Raw genomic sequence first — 16,362 nt, forward strand, 5'->3', positions numbered from 1 at the left:
GAGACGAAGAGATCGGGCGCATGGGTCCTTGGAATTTGGACCTCGGCCATTGCAGAAAGCCAACAGATATTTCGGCCGATGGGCCAAGCAGAGGAACATTCATGACGGAAGCTGAAATCGCCGTCTTCGGCGGAGCGCATATCGACAGGCGCGGCCGCATATCGGGGACGACCGCACCGGGTTCCAGCAATCCCGGCACCTGGTTCGAAGAGGCTGGCGGTGGCGGCTTCAACGCGGCCCGCAACCTTGCGCGCCTTGGCCATGGCGTGCGCATGATCAGCACTCGCGGCGGCGATGCCGCCGGCGAGATGGTGACGGCGGCGGCGGCCGCAGCAGGGGTCATCGACAGCCCCCTCACTTTTCTCGATCGCCAGACGCCGAGCTACACCGCGATCCTCGAAAACGACGGCAATCTGGTGATCGCGCTCGCCGACATGGAACTCTACCGGCTGTTCTCGCCGCGACAATTGCAACGCCGGGCGCTCCGCGATGTCGTCGCCACGAGCAGGCTCGTGCTGACGGACGCCAACCTGCCGGAGGAAACGATCGCCGCGCTGGTCCAGTCGGCCGCGGGCAACGGGCGCCTCGTCGCCGGCATTGCCGTTTCGCCCGCCAAGGTCATCCGCTACCGGCCGTGCCTCCAGCATCTCTCCTTCCTGTTCATGAATGAATCCGAGGCACGGGCGCTGACCGGCAAGGACGCGGCCGAGGCGGAAGCATGGCCGGCGCTTTTGAGAAGCGCGGGCCTCAATGGCGGCGTGGTCACACGCGGCGGCCGCGCGGTCGTCGCCTTCGATGGCGACAGCATCTGCGTTGCCGTTCCGCCGGCGCTCCCGGCACTGGCCGACGTCACCGGCGCCGGTGATGCGCTTGCCTCCGGCTTCCTCTCCGCGCGCCTCGCCGGCTGCAATCTGACCGAGTGCCTGCGGCACGGCATCGCAGCCGCCGGAATCACATTGCGCTCTCCCTTGGCCGCATCCGAAGAGATGTCCGCGGCCAATCTCGAACAGGCGCTGGCTCTTGTGCCCACGCCCCAAATGCTGTCATGACAATTGCCAGCAGAACTCCCAAGGAAAGACCATGACCAAACCCGCTTCTCCCTCCCTGCCGATGGCATATTCCGACGAGGTCGCAGCCGCCAAGGCGCGTGGCGCGCCGATCGTGGCGCTGGAATCGACCATCATCACCCATGGCATGCCCTATCCCGGCAATCTGAACATGGCCCGCAGCGTCGAAGCGATCATCCGCGAACAGGGTGCCGTGCCGGCAACGATCGCCGTCATCCATGGCGTGCTGCATATCGGCCTTGATGACGCCAAGCTCGAGGAGTTGGCGAAGACGGAAGGTGCGATGAAGGTCTCGCGCGCCGACCTCGCGTTCGCGATCGCCGAGCGCCGCACGGGCGCAACGACCGTTGCCGCGACGATGATTGCCGCTGCCCGCGCCGGCATTCGCGTCTTTGCGACCGGCGGCATCGGTGGCGTGCACCGCGGCGCCGAACTCAGCTTCGACGTCTCCGCCGACCTCGACGAACTTGCCCGCACCGGCGTCATCGTCGTCTGCGCCGGCGCCAAGGCGATCCTCGACATTCCGAAGACGCTCGAAGTGCTCGAAACCCGCGGTGTCCCTGTCGTCACCTACGACAGCGAAGTCTTCCCGGCCTTCTGGTCGCGCGACAGCGGCCTCAAGAGCCCGCTGATGCTGAACAGCCCGGCGGCGATCGCCAACTTCCAGAACATGCGCGAACTGCTCGGCGTCGACGGCGGCATGCTGGTAGCCAATCCGGTGCCGGAAGAAAGCGAAATCCCGCGCGAAGAGATGGAAATCTACATCACCCGCGCGCTCGACAATGCCGAGAGCGACGAGATCACCGGCAAGGCCGTCACGCCTTACCTGCTCGACAATCTCTTCCACATGACCGAAGGCCGCAGCCTCGAGACCAACATCGCGCTGGTCGAGAACAATGCGCGCCTTGCCGGCGAGATCGCGGTCGCGCTCAACGCCAAGTAATTCCTATAGGATAACAGACGAAAAAGCCCGGCACGCAAGCGCCGGGCTTTTTCATGTCCGACTTCCACCGGCTGATGATTTCAGTGTCAGATCGCTGATCTAGGAGTCGAGCATTTCGCGCACGGAGACTGCGAGCTGCTTCAGCGAGAACGGCTTCGGCAGGAAGCCGAACTTCGCGTCGGCCGGCAGGTTGCGGGCAAAGGCGTCTTCGGCATAGCCGGAAACGAAGATGAACTTCAGGTCCGGGTACTTTTTGCGCAGCTCGGTCAGCAGCGTCGGTCCGTCCATCTCCGGCATCACCACGTCCGAAACGACGATATCGACCGCACCGTCGAGCTCGTCCATGATATCGAGCGCCTCGACGCCGGAGCCCGCCTCGTAGACTGTGTAGCCGCGCGTTTCCAGCATGCGCTTGCCGCCGCGGCGTACCGCCTCCTCGTCCTCGACAAGCAGGACGACGGCTGAATCCCCGGTGAGATCGGCCGGCTCCTCGGTCTTTGCCGCCGGTGCTGCAATCGCCTGCGCTACCCGCGCCGGAGCCGCCTCCGCCGTTGTTGTCGCCGCCAGATTGGTCTCTTCGGCCACTACCGGCACCTCGATGTGGCGCGGCAGCAGGATGCGGAAGGTGGTGCCCTTGCCGACTTCCGATTCCGGATAGATGTAACCGCCCGACTGCTTGACGATGCCATAGACCATCGACAGGCCGAGGCCAGTGCCCTTGCCGACTTCCTTGGTGGTGAAGAACGGTTCGAAAATCTTGTCGAGGATCTCCGGCGGTATGCCGGTCCCCTGGTCGGCGACCTCGACCATCACGAAATCGTCGTCCGGCAACTCGCGTCGTCCGAAGGCGGCAACCTCGGCGGCAGGCAGGTTGCGCGTCCGAAGGGTGATCGTGCCGCCCTCCGGCATTGCGTCGCGGGCATTGACCGCCAGGTTCAGCAGCACCTGTTCGAACTGGCCGAGATCGGTCTTGACCGGCCAAAGATCGCGGCCATAGTCCACCTCGACCTTGACGTTGGTTCCGGTCATGCGGTCGACCAGCATGCGCAGGTCGCCGATCACATCCGTCATATTGAGCACCGTCGGCCGCATCGTCTGCTTGCGCGAGAAGGCGAGCAATTGGCGCACAAGCACTGCAGCGCGGTTGGCGTTGCGCTTGATCTCCATGAGATCGGCAAAGCTCGGATCTGCCGTACGGGCCGACAGGAGCAGGTGGTCGGACGACAGCAGGATCGCCGTCAGTACGTTGTTGAAGTCGTGCGCGATGCCGCCGGCGAGCGTGCCCACAGCGTTCATCTTCTGGGTCTGCGCCATCTGGTTCTCGAGCGCCTTCTGCTCGGTGATTTCAAGCGCATGGATGATTGCCGCTTCCTCTGGCGACTGATCGCTCTGGTCGATTACGGCGTTGATATAGAAGCGGAAGTGGCGCTCACCATCCTTCGGGTGCAGCGCATCGATCGGCGCGATGTCACCCTGCCGGTCCTTGGCTGCCGCCAGCGCCTCGTGCAGACGGCCCTTTTCGGTTTCGTGCACCACGGCTTCGATCAGCGCTCCGCGCTCGACCTCGTCCTGCGAGACGAGGCCGGAGAAGAGCTTCAGGAACGGCGCGTTGGTGCGCAGAATCCGGCCATTGCCATCGACGGAGGCGATCGCCATCGGCGTATTGTTGAAGAAGCGGGTAAAGCGCATTGCCGCGCTCGACGCCGATTGCTCGTTGTCCTCGCCGCCTTCGCGCGACATGACGATGGTGCGGCTTTCGCCGGGTGCCCCGTCGCGCGTCGAGGAGACCCGGTGGATCATGCGCACCGGCAGGCTCTGGCCGTTCAGCTTGCGCAGATCGAGGTCGAGCATCTTGGTTTTCTTCAGGCCAGGCTCCGCCTGCACGGCCTGAACGAGCGTCAACCCCTCGCCGGCCACCAGGTCGCCGATGCTGATCGACCCCGGCTGGAACTTGGTCAGGTCGATGCCGAGCCAATCGGCGAGCGTGGCGTTGATGTAGAAGATCTCGCCCTTGCGCCCGGCGGAGAAGAAGCCGGCCGGCGCGTGGTCGAGATAGTCGATGGCGTTCTGCAGTTCCTTGAAGAAGCGCTCCTGGTCGTCGCGCTCCGCCGTAATGTCGGCAATCTGCCAGAGATAAAGCGGATTGCGCTCGCTGTCTTCGAGCGGCAGCACCCGCGCCTTCAGCCGGAACCAATGGGCGCCGGAGCCGCTGGAGGTGCTGGTCGCGAGCGGCTTCAGCAGGCGGAATTCCTCATGCCCCTGCTTGCCCTCGTGTAGACCGTTCGTCAGCCGATAGATCGCTTCCGTCGCCTCGCGATTGCGCGACAGGATGGTTTCCAGCGACTGGATGCCGGCGGCGCTCTTGGCACCCGTCAGCGCGCCATAGGCGGCGTTGGCGTAGATGATCCGGCCCTTGCGGTCGGTGACGATCGTGCCGTCCTCATGGGCATCGAGAAAGGCGCGCGCCAGTTCGTCCGGGCGCGACTGCGGCATGACCTCGATGAAGCCGATGACGGAGGAGACGAGGAAGAAGATGCCGACCATGGCAAGAACGCCGAGGATGCCGAGAACGATCTCGTTTTCCATCTCGTTCTTGAAGATCACGAAGGCGATGGCTGACACGGTGAGGACGATCGCGAGCAGAACGATCCGCAGCACGGTGCCTGGCCTGACGCCACGGTCAACAACCGGCATCTGGTAGTCGCCTGACTGCCGCAATTTCGTCATCGGATCCTCTTATGCGGCCGGCACCGCGCGCGCGGGCCGGCACTTCCGGCCGGTATCCGCGTAATCCACCGAGCGAAATCGTTCATTCCCGATACGCCCTCGATCATTCGGACAAGAATCATCTTTAACAATCAGAGATAACAGCAAAAAGCACCTCTGCGGAAGCATTGCAGCCAATTCACAGGGAATGTCGGCGAAGTCCTTGTCCGGGCCCGAAAAAAGCCGTCAAATACTGGCACTCGAAAGGCAGAAGGAGTTCAGCCTATGATGGAAACGATCATCGCAGACAATGGCAGCCGGTTCGTCATCGCCGCCGCAGCCGTCGCGATCGGACTTCTCTGCCTCGTGGCCGTGCTCTGGATCATGCGCAATCGCCCCTCCTCGCCCTTCATTCGCGGCGGCAAGAACCGCCAGCCGCGCCTTGCCGTGCTCGATGCCGCTGCCGTCGACACCCGTCGCCGCCTGGTGCTCGTGCGCCGCGATGATGTCGAACATCTGATCATGATCGGCGGCCCGACGGATATCGTCATCGAGAGCCGGATCGGTGCGCCCGAGGAGCGCGCGGCCGTCGCGGAGCGCAAGATTGAGGAACCGCTGGCAGTGGACAGCCGGCCAGCAACGCGGGAGCTGCCGCAACAAGCCGCACCTTCACTTGAAGCTGAAACCGTCGCCGCCGTCACGCCAATCCGCCCCGTTGCCCAACCGGAGGAACAACCGGTCACCCGTATCGAGCCGGCCGCGCCGCCGCGCGTTGTCGTGGAGCAGCGCCCGGTCGCCGCACCCGTCCTTGCGGCCGAACAACGTCCGCCTGTCCGTCCGTCCGTGCAGCAGGCTCCGGAAATCCCGGCTGTCACGGCCGCTTCGGCGCCCCAGTCGAACTTCGAAATCGCCATAAACAGGTCCGCACCGGCGGTCCAGCAAGTCCAGGCGCAGCCAATCCCCGTACAACCCGTGCAGTTGCAGCGCCCGGCCCCCACCATCCAGCAGCCCCAGCCGGCGCCGGCCACTGCTCTCACGGATTTCGAGCGCCTGCTCGATGCGGAGATCAGCGGCGACCTGCAGCGTCTTGGCCCGGCCACAGTACCGAGCCCAGGCACCGTTGCCTCCACGAACATGGTGGCACCGGAGAGCCGCTCCCTGGCACCATCCGGCCGTCAGGAGCCGACGCTTGGCGCGCCCGGCGCTGAAGGCGGCCGCAAGGAACCGACCATCGAAGAAGAAATGAACCGCATGCTGGCCGATATCTCGGCCGGCCGGAAGCCATAGCTTCCCCGCTCACGGGTGACGCCGCTGAGCATCGCGAAGCGGTCCAGCCTTGGTAAGCAATCGGTCCAAAAGAAAAAGGCGCGGTTTGAGCCGCGCCTTTTTTCAGACAGTTCCGATAGTCGGATATCTTATTCGTCCCGGTAGACCTTTTCCCGACGCTCGTGACGCTCTTGCGCCTCGATCGACAGGGTTGCGATTGGCCGTGCGTCCAGCCGCTTCAGGCCGATTGGCTCACCGGTCTCTTCGCAGTAGCCGTAGGTGCCTTCATCGAGCCGTTGCAGCGCCGCGTCGATCTTGGAGATCAGCTTGCGCTGACGGTCTCGGGCTCTGAGCTCAATTGCCCGATCCGTTTCGGAAGAAGCCCTGTCCGCGAGATCGGGATGATTGGCGCTCTCCTCTGCCAAGTGATCCAGTGTCTCGCGTGCCTCACGAAGGATGTCATTTTTCCAAGCATTCAACTTGGCCCGGAAATACGCCCGGTGGTTGGCATTCATGAATTCATCGTCCTCGGATAGGACGAAGGTACTAAGATCGATCTTCTCACTCAACGCGATTCTCCTGAAGAACATCTCATTGCGGCGCTGTATAGACCTATGGAAGCCTCGATTCAAGCCTCGGAACAGGCACTCAACCGTATTTTAATATTGCTCGCGATTCAGGCTAACTGACGAATATTTCATCAAAATTACACATTGGAACTTGAATTCCTGCTTGTACGTACCGCTGCGTCCGGCCGTCCTCGCTGAAAAGTGACACTGATGTGTTTGCGTCATTGGATCGCCTGATCGCGACCGCGGCAAAGCGCAGCAGCTTGCCGATCCCCGGAAAAAAGCAGCCGGCAGCTTGATCTTTGCGGCTCCCGAGGGAAAAGGTGGAGGTCTGCCGGGCGACGCGCAAGCTGTGCCCGGACAACACCATTCGACCCTGCCGCCACAAGCGACAGGCAGCCACCGGAAACCGCTCGATGCAAGACAGCGCCCCCAAGGCCCTTCGCCTTTACCTTCTGCGGCACGCACGCTCCGGTTGGGCGTTNCGCGACTTCGACCGGGCGCTGGACGAGGTCGGTTATGTCGATGCGGAACGGCTCGCGCAGATGGCTGCCGACCGCGGCATCCGCCCCGAGCGCATCCTCTGTTCCACCGCCGTGCGCTGCCGCGAAACCGCCGAACCGTTCTTTCGCACCGTCAGTGAAAGTCTCGATATCCGTTACATCGATGCACTCTATTCGGGACCGGCAACGGTCTACTTCGATCTCATCGACGCCCATCGGCATCTGAATTCGCTGATGCTGGTCGGGCACAACCCGATGATCGAGCAATTGCTTCACCGGCTGATCGGAGACGACGCAGCGCGTGAGGCGTTTGCCTACGGTTATCCGCCGGGGGGGCTTTCGATCCTCGACCTGCCCGTCGTCGCGCCGAAAGATGGCGCAGCGGTCGCGACATTGGTCTCGATCCTGCTGCCCAACCAATAGAAGAATTGCCGGATCCTCGTTGCGACCGGGGAAATATTGCCTATATCGCGGTGGCTGCCTGCGTGCGACAGTTCTGCCGGACGACGCCAGCAGAACGCCCCACGGAACTACGCCGCAAGAAAGAGCAAGATTTGGCGCCCAACCTGACCAGCTTCAAAGACGACGCCCTGATTGCGCTCGACAATCTGACCGACCGAGCCTCCGGCCTCGTCAATCCCTCCATCCGCCTCGGTGTCACCGGTCTGTCGCGCTCCGGCAAGACGGTTTTCATCTCGTCGCTGGTGCACAATCTCCTGAACGGCGGACGCCTGCCGGTGTTCGAGCCGGTGCGTTCCGGGCGGGTCTCGAAGGTCAGGCTTCAACCGCAGCCGGACGATGCCGTACCGCGCTTCCAATACGAGGACCACATCGCTGCCCTGGTGCGCGATCGCATCTGGCCGGATTCGACCCGCGCCATTTCGCAACTGCGCATCACGATCGACTATGAGAGTGCCAGCGGCTGGAACCGGCTGTTCTCTCCCGGCCGCCTGTCGCTCGATATCGTCGATTACCCCGGTGAGTGGTTGCTCGATCTGCCCCTGCTGGCACAGGATTTCCGCGCGTTCAGCAACAACGCCGTGGCACGCGCCCATGCCGCCAGCCGGAGCACCTTTTCGGCGGAGTGGCTGACGCTGGCCGCTTCGGCCGGACCGACGGCCGTTGCCGACGAGGCGAGCGCCCGCAGGCTTGCCGAAAGTTTCACGGGCTATCTGAGGGCCTGCAAGGCGGACGAACGCTCTCCTTCGACCCTCCCGCCTGGCCGCTTCCTGATGCCGGGCGATCTCGAGGGGTCGCCGGCACTCACCTTCTCGCCGCTTCCCGATCTCCCGGATGGCCGCGCACCGAAAGGTTCGCTCTGGGCGATGATGGAGCGGCGCTACGAGGCCTACAAGAAGCATGTGGTCAGCCCGTTCTTTCGCGAACACTTCGCACGGCTCGACCGCCAGATCGTGCTGGTCGATGCGCTCCAGGCGATCAACAATGGCCCCGAAGCGCTGCTCGATCTCGAGCAGGCGCTTGCCGACGTGCTCGCCTGCTTCCGCCCGGGAACCAACAGCTGGCTCTCCTCCTTCCTGACACGCCGGATCGACAAGGTGCTGATCGCCGCGACGAAGGCGGATCATCTGCATCACGAAAGCCACGACCGGTTGGAGCGCATCGCCGCGCGCCTGGTCGATCGCGCCGCGCAGAGCATCGGCATGAGCGGCGCCGGCCTCGAGGTCATGGCGCTTGCATCCGTCAGGGCGACCCGCGAAGCGACCGTCAACCACGACGGCCATGCGCTGCCGGTGATCGTCGGCACCCCGATCGCCGGCGAGGAGATCAACGGCGAAATCTTTGACGGCGAGAAGAAAACCGCAATATTTCCCGGTGACTTGCCGGAAGATCCTGAAGTGCTCTTCAAGGCGATCGAGATGCAGTCGGGCGGAACGACCTTCGTCGAAAGCGCCCACCCTCTGCCAGAGCTCAGCTTCGTCCGCTTCCGCCCGCCGCATCTCGAAGAAACCGGCGGCGGCTTAAAACTGTCGGTACCGCATATCCGTCTCGACCGAGCCATGCAATTTCTGTTCGGAGACCGGCTCGCATGAGTGACGATAGTAACGGCCGCAGCCGCCGACCCGGCGCCTTTTCGGTTGGAGAGGAGAATCCTGTCCAGGCCGCCCCACAGTCGCGCGTCCCGCGTTCGCCCGCGAGCTTCGATGACAATGTGGTGCTGACGCCGGATGCGGAAGATCCGTTCCGCGAGACCACGCTGGCGGTCGAGGCGCTCGCGTTGCCGGAAGCAAGCCCGCGCAAGCGTCGCCTGTCGGTCGGCAAGATCGCGATCGGCGCTCTCGGCATCATTCTCTCGCTGGCCGCCGGCCTTTGGGTCGACCGCCTGCTGCGCGATCTCTTCACCCGCGCCGATTGGCTCGGTTACACCGCCCTTGCCGTCGTCGCGATCGGACTGCTGGCGCTGCTGATCGTCGTTGCCCGCGAGCTCTCCGGGATGATGCAGCTTACCGCCATCCAGAAGCTGAAATCGGAAACGGAGGCTGCAGCGACCTCGGGCAACACCAAGCGCGCGCGGTCGGCGCAGACGAAGCTCGTCCATCTGCTGGCCAGCAATCCACGAACGGCACGCGGCCGCACGCGGCTGAAGGAAACCGAGGGCGAGATCATCGATGGGCCGCATCTGATCGAACTCACCGAACGCGAACTCCTGAGCCCGCTCGACCGCGAGGCCCGCCGCCTCATTCTTGCCGCCTCGAAGCGCGTATCGATCGTCACAGCCGTCAGCCCGCGTGCCTTGGTCGACCTCGGTTATGTGCTCTATGAATCCGCCCGCCTGATCCGCTCCATGGCCGAACTCTACGGCGGCCGCCCCGGCACGCTCGGTCTGCTGAGGCTGATGCGCGACGTCATCGCCCATCTTGCCGTTACCGGCTCGATCGCCGCCGGTGACAGCCTCATCCAGCAGGTGCTTGGTCACGGCCTCGCCTCGAAGCTCTCGGCGCGTCTTGGCGAAGGCGTGATCAACGGCCTGATGACAGCGCGTATCGGCATCGCGGCGATGGACCTCTGCCGTCCTATGCCGTTCCGCGCGTTGAAACGCCCTGGTATCGGCGATTTTCTGGCCGACTTAAGTCCGGGTGCCGGGCGCGCCGGCAGCGAAGGCGGCGAGAAATAGGGCATGTTCGGTTGGCACTGGAGCATCCCGCTTTCAAGTCGAATCACGTGAAAGCGGAAAGATGCTCCAGAAACGCGGAAAGATGCTCCAGAAACAAAGTGCCAGAGCGGCGTTAGTGCGTTCATCTGAACGCACGGCGCTCTAGATACCGGCATACCAGTCGTAGCCGAGATCTTCCCAATAGCCGCCGCGTCCTCCGCCAATCTTCGAGAGATCGGAGACCACTTCGATCGCCCGGATGTACTTCGCCATCTTGTAGCCGAGCTGGCGTTCGATGCGCACACGCAACGGCGCGCCGTTGGCGACTGGAAGCAGCGTTCCATTCAGGCCATGGGCCAGAATCGTCTGCGGATGGCGGGCGTCGATCATGTCGATCGATTCATAGTAGGCTGCCGAGCCCGCAAGCCCGAGCGACATGCTGTCGAAGCAATGGAAGACAACGTAACGTGCGTCGCTCTTCACGCCTGCCTCATCCAGCACTCGGGCCAGCGGCACGCCCGTCCACTTGGCGACGCAACTCCAACCTTCGACGCAGTCATGCCGTGTGATCTGCGTGCGTGACGGCATGTTGCGGAGTTCGTCGAGCGTCAGTTGCATCGGTCGCTCCACGAGCCCCGAGACATTGAGCCGATAGGCAGCAAACTCCGCGTCCTTCAGCGCGAGATAAGCCGGGTCGGTCGGGTCCGTCGAGCCGTTCGGCCGCTGCCCCTGACGGATCTCGCTTTCCGAGAACTCCGGTGCGAGCCGATCCACGGGGATCAAAAGTCGCTGCAACCGGTAGGTCAGTGTGTTGGCCGATGCGAGAAAGCCACGCACCGGATCGTCGCCCGCAAGCAACCCATCGAGCATATCGCAGCCGGCAAGCGGAACGGTGGATGCAGCCACCCCGGCGATGCCCATGAAACGACGGCGACTGACGAACAAGCGCGTCATCTCGCATTCCCTCCCTTGTGTCGATCGTCGAGACGGTAGCGGCCGGTAATCATCGACCGCATCTCGTTGATCGGCCCGGCGGCAAACACCATGAACAGGTGCACGACGAAGAACCCGACGAGAAGGAGCATAACGACGAAGTGGATCGTGCGGGCCGTCTGCCTCCCGCCGAAGAGGTCGAGCAGCCACGGCCAGGCAGCGTTCATGCCCGGTGACATCGTCAGGCCCGTCAGGATCATCAGCGGGAAAAACAACAGGAGAACAAGCGCGTAGGAGAGTTTCTGCAAGCTGTTGTAGCGCCCATCGTGGTCGAAGTGAAAGCGAATGTGCTCGGTCAAGGTGTGCGGCAACGCGCGGATATCGCCCCAGCCGGGAAGGATATCGCGCCTCAGGTGCCCATTGATCACGCTTGCCATGAACCAGATGGCGTAGACCGTCGCAAAGACCCAGGCGAAGAAGAAATGCACGACCCGTCCCGTAGCAAGGTCCTGGTAAGATGGCACGGTCAGCCAGGCGGGAAAGGCCCTGTAGGCGCGTACCTGCTTGGCCCCGCTGACGCCGAGGACGCCGGTGGTATCGAAGTTTCGCCCCAACACGGTCGTTATACCCCGGACCTCGCCATTCCGGTCGCGACTCGGCTGGATTGAAAAGACGCCGTTGTCGAAGGCGAAGCCGGATTGCTGGCCAATATAGAGCGCCGGATGCGCGTTGAAGATTTGCAGGCCGCTGAGCAGCAGCAAGAACAGGGCCACCGCCCACGTCCAATGGGTAAGACGCGTGACAAGTCGGTGCCGCCGGATCGTCAGTCTTGCCTGCGCGCGTGTCGTGATCGTCTGGGGATCATATTCCGTCGTGTTCATGGGAAATCTCCCGTTTCCCATGACTATACGTAGGGCGGTCGGGACAAGTTTCACACGCGTCCGCTGCGTCCGGCAGAGCACTTCCGGCCGGTGGCTCCGACACGCCGGAGACCCTGTGAACAATCGCCCCGACGGCCACAAAGAAGCCACAACATCAGGCGCCCGGAAACCGTCCGTTAACCATTTGCGCGCAAATGTGGCTTCCAGTTTCGGACGTTGACCCATCAAGGATCGTTTATGTTCTCGCGCCCCTCTTTGATCGCTCGCGGCACTGCCGCCATCGCGCTTGCGGCTACCGTCGGCGTTGCGACGCCAGCCCTTTCCGGCGCCAAGGACAAGGCCTTCTTCGAGAAGGTTGCCGGCCAGTGGAAAGGCCCGGGCGAGATCGTCGCTGGCAAGTACAAGGGTACCAAGTTCACCTGCGATCTCTCCGGCGAACCGGTTGCCGGTGACGACACGGGCATCAAGCTCGACGGCTTCTGCCGCGTCGGCGTGTTCAAGCAGCCGATGTCGGCGGTGATCACCCGCAAGGGCAACAGCTACAGCGGCAAGTTCCTCGACGGCGCCGAAGGCAAGGGCCTCGATGTCGTTTCCGGCAATGTCGCCAAGGACAAGGTCGTCGTCGGCATCAACCGCAAGAAGCTGAACGGCGCCATGATCGCCCGCCTTCAGGACGATCAGACGATGAACATCACCATTTCGGTCAAGGTCGAGGAGACGATGGTTCCGGTCATCGGCGTCAGCCTCAACCGCCAGCTCGATGCGATTGCCGTCGGCTCGATCAAGTAACTCCAAAGCACAGTCAAACAATAAAGCCCCGGCAGTATTTGCCGGGGCTTTATCGTTTTAAAAAGGTCTCATCGACTTGATGGGAGAGGTCAGGTGTCTGCGCGCCACCAGGTCATGTCGCCATCGGCAACCTCTATGCCTGCTACATCCGCCCCACCCAACCAGTCGCCGACCGTGCGCCCGCGCACCGGCAAATCGGCGGCGATGTCGGCAAGCGGCATCAGCACGAAGCCCCGGTCCGTCATTCTCGGGTGCGGCAGTTCCAGCCGTGTTTCAGCCTGGGCCACCTCTTCATAGGTCAGAACGTCGATATCCAGCGTGCGCGGTCCCCAGCGCTCGTCACGCACCCGCTTCATCGAACGTTCGATGTCGAGACACGTATCGAGCAAAGCCTCGGGCTTCAAAGTCGTCCTGACCTGAGCACAGGCGTTGAAGAACCAGGCCTGATCGGTCTTTCCCCACGGTGGTGTGCGATAGAGCCGCGACACAGCCTCGACGACGCAGTCGTCGCGCGCATCGAGAGCCCGCAGCGCCTCGGCCATCGCCTTGCGCGGATCGCCGAGGTTGCCGCCGAGGCCGAGTGTGGCGACCCGCCAGCCCGCCTCAGACGACATGCTCGACCGTCACTTCGACATAGTCAAGCACGCCGGGCACGGGCGCGTTCGGCTTGCGGATCGAGACCTTGGCGCGCTTGATCTGCGGAAATCGCACACAGAGCGTCTTGGCGACTTCCAGCGCCAGAGCCTCGATCAGGTAACGGCGGCGCCCCGTGACGATGCGCTCGATCTCCTGAAAGGCAATGCCATAATGGACGGTGTCTTCGATCGAATCATCGACGAGCGCCGTTCCCTGCTCGACTTCGAGCTCGGCATCCACAAAAAAGCGCTGCCCGAGGAGCTCTTCTTCGTCGAAGACGCCATGGCGCGCGAAGAAGGCACAGTTCTTGAGAGTGATTGTGTAAGTCGGGCTCATGCTTCTCCGTCCCGTCGGCTTTTCTGGGATCACGCTGATATTGGGTCAGGCCGACCTAATTCATGACGTGATCGATTCTGGTCAGTTGCAGTCGGATGCGGGAAAAGAGCCGCACGCGCTTTTCCTCATTCCGCCCTGGCCTTGAGCATAGCATCGGCCATGGCCAGCGCATCCCTGCTGTTTGCGACATCGTGTACGCGGAAAATCGAGGCGCCGGCAGCACGCAGCAGCGCGGTGGTCGCCGCCGTCGCCACATCCCTGTCGCCCGCCTCGCGGCCGCTCACCGCCCCAACGAAGCGCTTCCGGGACGTTCCGACCAGGAACGGAAGCTCGAAACGGTGCAACTCGGCAAATCGCGCCATGAGTTCGAGGTTTTCATCCGTATCCTTGGCAAAGCCGAAGCCCGGATCCAAGACGATATGGTCGCGCGTGACACCGGCGGCTTCGGCGATTTCGAGGGATCGTTCGAGGAAATGGAACTGATCGTCGATCACGTCGGCGAGCTTTTGCCGGTCGCGGCCCGTATGCATGATGCAGAGCCCTGCTCCGGTATCCGCGGCAACGGTCGCGATGTCCGGCTCGCGCTGCAGGCCGTGCACGTCATTGACGATGTGCGCGCCTGCCTCGACCGCCAGCCGCGCCGTCGAAGCGCGGTAGGTATCGACGGAGATCAGTGCATCGGTGTCGCGGCTGAGCGCGGAGATCACCGGCAGGATGCGCGCCTGCTCCTCCTCGGCGCTCACTGTCGCCGCATCCGGCCGGGTCGATTCACCGCCGATATCGAGGATCAATGCGCCCTCCTCAAGGCACCGCACGCCCTGCGCCGCCGCTGCAACAGCATCGATGAAACGTCCGCCATCGGAAAAAGAATCCGGGGTAACATTGACGATCGCCATCAAAACGCCACGCGGCCCGAGTTCCAGGCTGCGCCCATGCGCCAGCTTCCAGCTAATTTTCTGAAATGGATTGTAAGTCATTTTCCCTCACGATCCGCATTCGGCCGAGAGCCCTCGATTTGCTGTTGCGCCGGTCGTGGCTATGCCCCAAGCTTGATCGAAGTTCAACTGAAGAGAACCACGCATTGATGTCCCGAGTACGCGTCCCGTTCAAAGCCGCCCTCCTCGCTCTCCTGGTCGCCGCCCCCTTGAGCGCTGCGTCGGGCGAAACCGTGATCAACAAGAGCTTTTCCTATTTCACGATCGGTGGACGGACTGCGGAGGAACTCGACAAGGCGCTTTCTGCCGGCGGCCCGATGATGAAATCCACCGGCGCGCGCCACCCGGGCGCCACCCGGATAAAGTTCGGCGGCTCCATCACCTACGTCAACCGTGGCGGCCGCTGCGCGGTCGGCTCGGCGCGCGTAACGCTCAGCACCCGCATCATCCTGCCGCGCTGGAAATACCGCCGTCAGGCCGGTCGTGACCTGGCTCTGGTCTGGGACACACTCTCGAGCGACATCAAGCGCCATGAGGAGCGGCACGCTGAAATTGCCCGCAACCACGCCCGCCGCATGGAAAAGATGTTCCTCGCCCTGAAGCCGGAAGCGGATTGCGAACGCATGCAGGCAAGCGTCGCGCGGGTCAGCATCACGGCGATCGAAGCGCACGACAAGGATCAGGCGCGCTTCGATCGCACCGAAGCCGCCAATTTCGACAAACGCATGATCCGGCTCCTGCAATACCGGCTCGAAGCGCTGAAGAAAACGCAACAATAGGTAGCGGGGGCCATACCCTGAAGAAGAGCCTGACTATAGTCCGGCTCGGCGCGATTTCAGCGCCAATACCCACAGTATTTTATTGGTGAAATATAACGATGGCTGGCAGCCGCCGACTCATCTATATTGAAACCATAGAGCGAGGGGCCAGGGTCAAGACTAGCCTCCGCCGAATGAGCGGGTTAAGCGCGGCGCAGTAGTTGTGCGAAGAGCTTAAATGTTGCCATTACTTTAGTTTAGGCGGCGTTGTTCAATATTAAAAAGAAGAAATTGAACAGCGAGGCCAAAGTGGGTTCTCCTGGCGTGTCTTGGTGCTGCAGATGTCCCCTCCCTCATCTGTCAGCGATGCGCCCTCCTCGCCTCGCTTGTCCAACGACTGGCGAGGCGCTTTTTTTATGGGTCAGCTACGAATTGGAGGGTGCCTGAGCATGTCGCGCAAAAAACCGTGCAGCGGTTCTGCGACAACGACATGCGAAATACCAATAACTTAAGGCGCAAGGAGCGAATTTGAGAACTCGCGGCGCGCTTTAGGCCTGGCGCTCCGGCACATGCACGACGAGACCGTCGAGTGCGTCGCTCATCTTGATCTGACAGGAAAGCCGCGACGTCGGCCGGACATCGTAGGCAAAGTCCAGCATGTCTTCTTCCATGGCTTCCGGAGCGCCGACCGCAGCCGACCAGGCGTCGTCGACATAGACATGACAGGTCGCACAGGCGCAGGCTCCGCCGCATTCGGCTTCGATGCCGGGAACCGAATTGCGAACGGCATTTTCCATGACCGTCGAGCCGTTTTCGACATCAAGTTCATGGCGCGCGCCATCAAAGGCAACGATCGTAAGTTTTGTCATGTCTCTTTCCGGAATGAACTGCTGGGACTGGCAAGGCGCAAAGCCTGTTCAGAACGCAC

The 16,362-nt window shown here is 62.7% G+C and carries 16 protein-coding genes; 8 read left to right on the top strand and 8 right to left on the bottom strand.

Annotated elements, in window-relative coordinates; all coding sequences use genetic code 11:
* The first annotated feature begins 101 nt into the window (after nucleotides 1-101).
* The gene (locus ACTJKE_RS16005; RefSeq protein ID WP_093233027.1) at nucleotides 102-1,049 is read left to right on the top strand and encodes a carbohydrate kinase family protein; all 948 of its coding nucleotides are present in this window, start codon (nucleotides 102-104) and stop codon (nucleotides 1,047-1,049) included.
* Nucleotides 1,050-1,080: 31 nt separating this feature from the next.
* Complete coding sequence (locus ACTJKE_RS16010) at nucleotides 1,081-2,010, top strand: pseudouridine-5'-phosphate glycosidase (RefSeq protein ID WP_057248919.1); 930 nt, start codon at nucleotides 1,081-1,083, stop codon at nucleotides 2,008-2,010.
* A gap of 99 nt (nucleotides 2,011-2,109) precedes the next feature.
* Here the strand turns inward: ACTJKE_RS16010 and cckA are convergent, their stop codons facing one another.
* Entirely contained in the window at nucleotides 2,110-4,737 is a 2,628-nt protein-coding gene (gene cckA / locus ACTJKE_RS16015) for a cell cycle histidine kinase CckA (RefSeq protein WP_110878670.1), read from the bottom strand.
* Between the two features lie 264 nt (nucleotides 4,738-5,001).
* Between cckA and ACTJKE_RS16020 the strand changes: the two genes are divergently transcribed.
* The gene (locus tag ACTJKE_RS16020) at nucleotides 5,002-6,003 is read left to right on the top strand and encodes a flagellar biosynthetic protein FliO (RefSeq protein WP_113737230.1); all 1,002 of its coding nucleotides are present in this window, start codon (nucleotides 5,002-5,004) and stop codon (nucleotides 6,001-6,003) included.
* 128 nt (nucleotides 6,004-6,131) lie between these two features.
* Here the strand turns inward: ACTJKE_RS16020 and dksA are convergent, their stop codons facing one another.
* A complete protein-coding gene (gene dksA / locus ACTJKE_RS16025; RefSeq protein WP_034794589.1) occupies nucleotides 6,132-6,551 on the bottom strand; it encodes an RNA polymerase-binding protein DksA in 420 nt (139 codons plus the stop codon).
* A gap of 416 nt (nucleotides 6,552-6,967) precedes the next feature.
* Here dksA and ACTJKE_RS16030 point away from each other — a divergent pair, with 416 nt between their 5' ends.
* From ACTJKE_RS16030 to ACTJKE_RS16040, 3 genes are all read left to right on the top strand, one after another.
* Nucleotides 6,968-7,477 carry a SixA phosphatase family protein gene (locus ACTJKE_RS16030; protein WP_440691991.1) on the top strand — a complete coding sequence of 170 codons (510 nt, stop codon included), beginning with the start codon at nucleotides 6,968-6,970 and terminating at the stop codon, nucleotides 7,475-7,477.
* A 131-nt stretch (nucleotides 7,478-7,608) separates the two neighbouring features.
* Nucleotides 7,609-9,105 carry a YcjX family protein gene (locus ACTJKE_RS16035; RefSeq protein WP_112946810.1) on the top strand — a complete coding sequence of 499 codons (1,497 nt, stop codon included), beginning with the start codon at nucleotides 7,609-7,611 and terminating at the stop codon, nucleotides 9,103-9,105.
* Entirely contained in the window at nucleotides 9,102-10,187 is a 1,086-nt protein-coding gene (locus tag ACTJKE_RS16040) for a YcjF family protein (RefSeq protein ID WP_192494724.1), read from the top strand. Before ACTJKE_RS16035 ends, ACTJKE_RS16040 begins: the two co-directional genes overlap by 4 nt.
* A 141-nt stretch (nucleotides 10,188-10,328) precedes the next feature.
* Here ACTJKE_RS16040 and ACTJKE_RS16045 read toward each other — a convergent pair whose 3' ends face one another.
* Nucleotides 10,329-11,120: a molybdopterin-binding protein gene (locus ACTJKE_RS16045; RefSeq protein WP_058324104.1), complete on the bottom strand. Its 792-nt coding sequence runs from the start codon at nucleotides 11,118-11,120 to the stop codon at nucleotides 10,329-10,331.
* Nucleotides 11,117-11,980 (bottom strand): cytochrome b/b6 domain-containing protein, encoded by an 864-nt coding sequence (locus ACTJKE_RS16050; RefSeq protein ID WP_440691993.1) that lies wholly within the window; start codon nucleotides 11,978-11,980, stop codon nucleotides 11,117-11,119. The genes ACTJKE_RS16045 and ACTJKE_RS16050 overlap by 4 nt, the downstream gene beginning before the upstream one ends.
* Nucleotides 11,981-12,217: 237 nt before the next feature.
* Between ACTJKE_RS16050 and ACTJKE_RS16055 the strand changes: the two genes are divergently transcribed.
* Nucleotides 12,218-12,769: a hypothetical protein gene (locus ACTJKE_RS16055; protein WP_057248910.1), complete on the top strand. Its 552-nt coding sequence runs from the start codon at nucleotides 12,218-12,220 to the stop codon at nucleotides 12,767-12,769.
* A gap of 89 nt (nucleotides 12,770-12,858) precedes the next feature.
* Here the strand turns inward: ACTJKE_RS16055 and folK are convergent, their stop codons facing one another.
* From folK to folP, 3 genes are all read right to left on the bottom strand, one after another.
* Nucleotides 12,859-13,383 (bottom strand): 2-amino-4-hydroxy-6-hydroxymethyldihydropteridine diphosphokinase, encoded by a 525-nt coding sequence (gene folK / locus ACTJKE_RS16060; RefSeq protein WP_058324103.1) that lies wholly within the window; start codon nucleotides 13,381-13,383, stop codon nucleotides 12,859-12,861.
* Nucleotides 13,373-13,741 (bottom strand): dihydroneopterin aldolase, encoded by a 369-nt coding sequence (folB, locus tag ACTJKE_RS16065; protein WP_057248908.1) that lies wholly within the window; start codon nucleotides 13,739-13,741, stop codon nucleotides 13,373-13,375. The genes folK and folB overlap by 11 nt, the downstream gene beginning before the upstream one ends.
* Nucleotides 13,742-13,866: 125 nt before the next feature.
* A complete protein-coding gene (gene folP / locus ACTJKE_RS16070) occupies nucleotides 13,867-14,718 on the bottom strand; it encodes a dihydropteroate synthase (RefSeq protein ID WP_058324102.1) in 852 nt (283 codons plus the stop codon).
* Between the two features lie 107 nt (nucleotides 14,719-14,825).
* Between folP and ACTJKE_RS16075 the strand changes: the two genes are divergently transcribed.
* Nucleotides 14,826-15,455: a DUF922 domain-containing Zn-dependent protease gene (locus tag ACTJKE_RS16075; protein WP_058324101.1), complete on the top strand. Its 630-nt coding sequence runs from the start codon at nucleotides 14,826-14,828 to the stop codon at nucleotides 15,453-15,455.
* 527 nt (nucleotides 15,456-15,982) lie between these two features.
* Here the strand turns inward: ACTJKE_RS16075 and ACTJKE_RS16080 are convergent.
* Nucleotides 15,983-16,303: a 2Fe-2S iron-sulfur cluster-binding protein gene (locus ACTJKE_RS16080; protein ID WP_058324100.1), complete on the bottom strand. Its 321-nt coding sequence runs from the start codon at nucleotides 16,301-16,303 to the stop codon at nucleotides 15,983-15,985.
* Between the last annotated feature and the right edge of the window lie 59 nt (nucleotides 16,304-16,362).

Source organism: Ensifer sp. 22521, from assembly GCF_052044795.1.
Lineage (GTDB): Bacteria > Pseudomonadota > Alphaproteobacteria > Rhizobiales > Rhizobiaceae > Ensifer.

Excerpts from the sequence above, each read along its gene's own strand:
- folK (WP_058324103.1), bottom strand. The coding sequence starts at position 13,383 with ATGTCGTCTGAGGCGGGCTGGCGGGTCGCCACACTCGGCCTCGGCGGC.
- ACTJKE_RS16020 (WP_113737230.1), top strand. The coding sequence starts at position 5,002 with ATGATGGAAACGATCATCGCAGACAATGGCAGCCGGTTCGTCATCGCC.
- ACTJKE_RS16005 (WP_093233027.1), top strand. The coding sequence starts at position 102 with ATGACGGAAGCTGAAATCGCCGTCTTCGGCGGAGCGCATATCGACAGG.
- ACTJKE_RS16080 (WP_058324100.1), bottom strand. The coding sequence starts at position 16,303 with ATGACAAAACTTACGATCGTTGCCTTTGATGGCGCGCGCCATGAACTT.
- ACTJKE_RS16045 (WP_058324104.1), bottom strand. The coding sequence starts at position 11,120 with ATGACGCGCTTGTTCGTCAGTCGCCGTCGTTTCATGGGCATCGCCGGG.
- ACTJKE_RS16040 (WP_192494724.1), top strand. The coding sequence starts at position 9,102 with ATGAGTGACGATAGTAACGGCCGCAGCCGCCGACCCGGCGCCTTTTCG.
- ACTJKE_RS16055 (WP_057248910.1), top strand. The coding sequence starts at position 12,218 with ATGTTCTCGCGCCCCTCTTTGATCGCTCGCGGCACTGCCGCCATCGCG.
- folB (WP_057248908.1), bottom strand. The coding sequence starts at position 13,741 with ATGAGCCCGACTTACACAATCACTCTCAAGAACTGTGCCTTCTTCGCG.
- ACTJKE_RS16010 (WP_057248919.1), top strand. The coding sequence starts at position 1,081 with ATGACCAAACCCGCTTCTCCCTCCCTGCCGATGGCATATTCCGACGAG.
- cckA (WP_110878670.1), bottom strand. The coding sequence starts at position 4,737 with ATGACGAAATTGCGGCAGTCAGGCGACTACCAGATGCCGGTTGTTGAC.
- ACTJKE_RS16050 (WP_440691993.1), bottom strand. The coding sequence starts at position 11,980 with ATGAACACGACGGAATATGATCCCCAGACGATCACGACACGCGCGCAG.
- folP (WP_058324102.1), bottom strand. The coding sequence starts at position 14,718 with ATGACTTACAATCCATTTCAGAAAATTAGCTGGAAGCTGGCGCATGGG.
- ACTJKE_RS16075 (WP_058324101.1), top strand. The coding sequence starts at position 14,826 with ATGTCCCGAGTACGCGTCCCGTTCAAAGCCGCCCTCCTCGCTCTCCTG.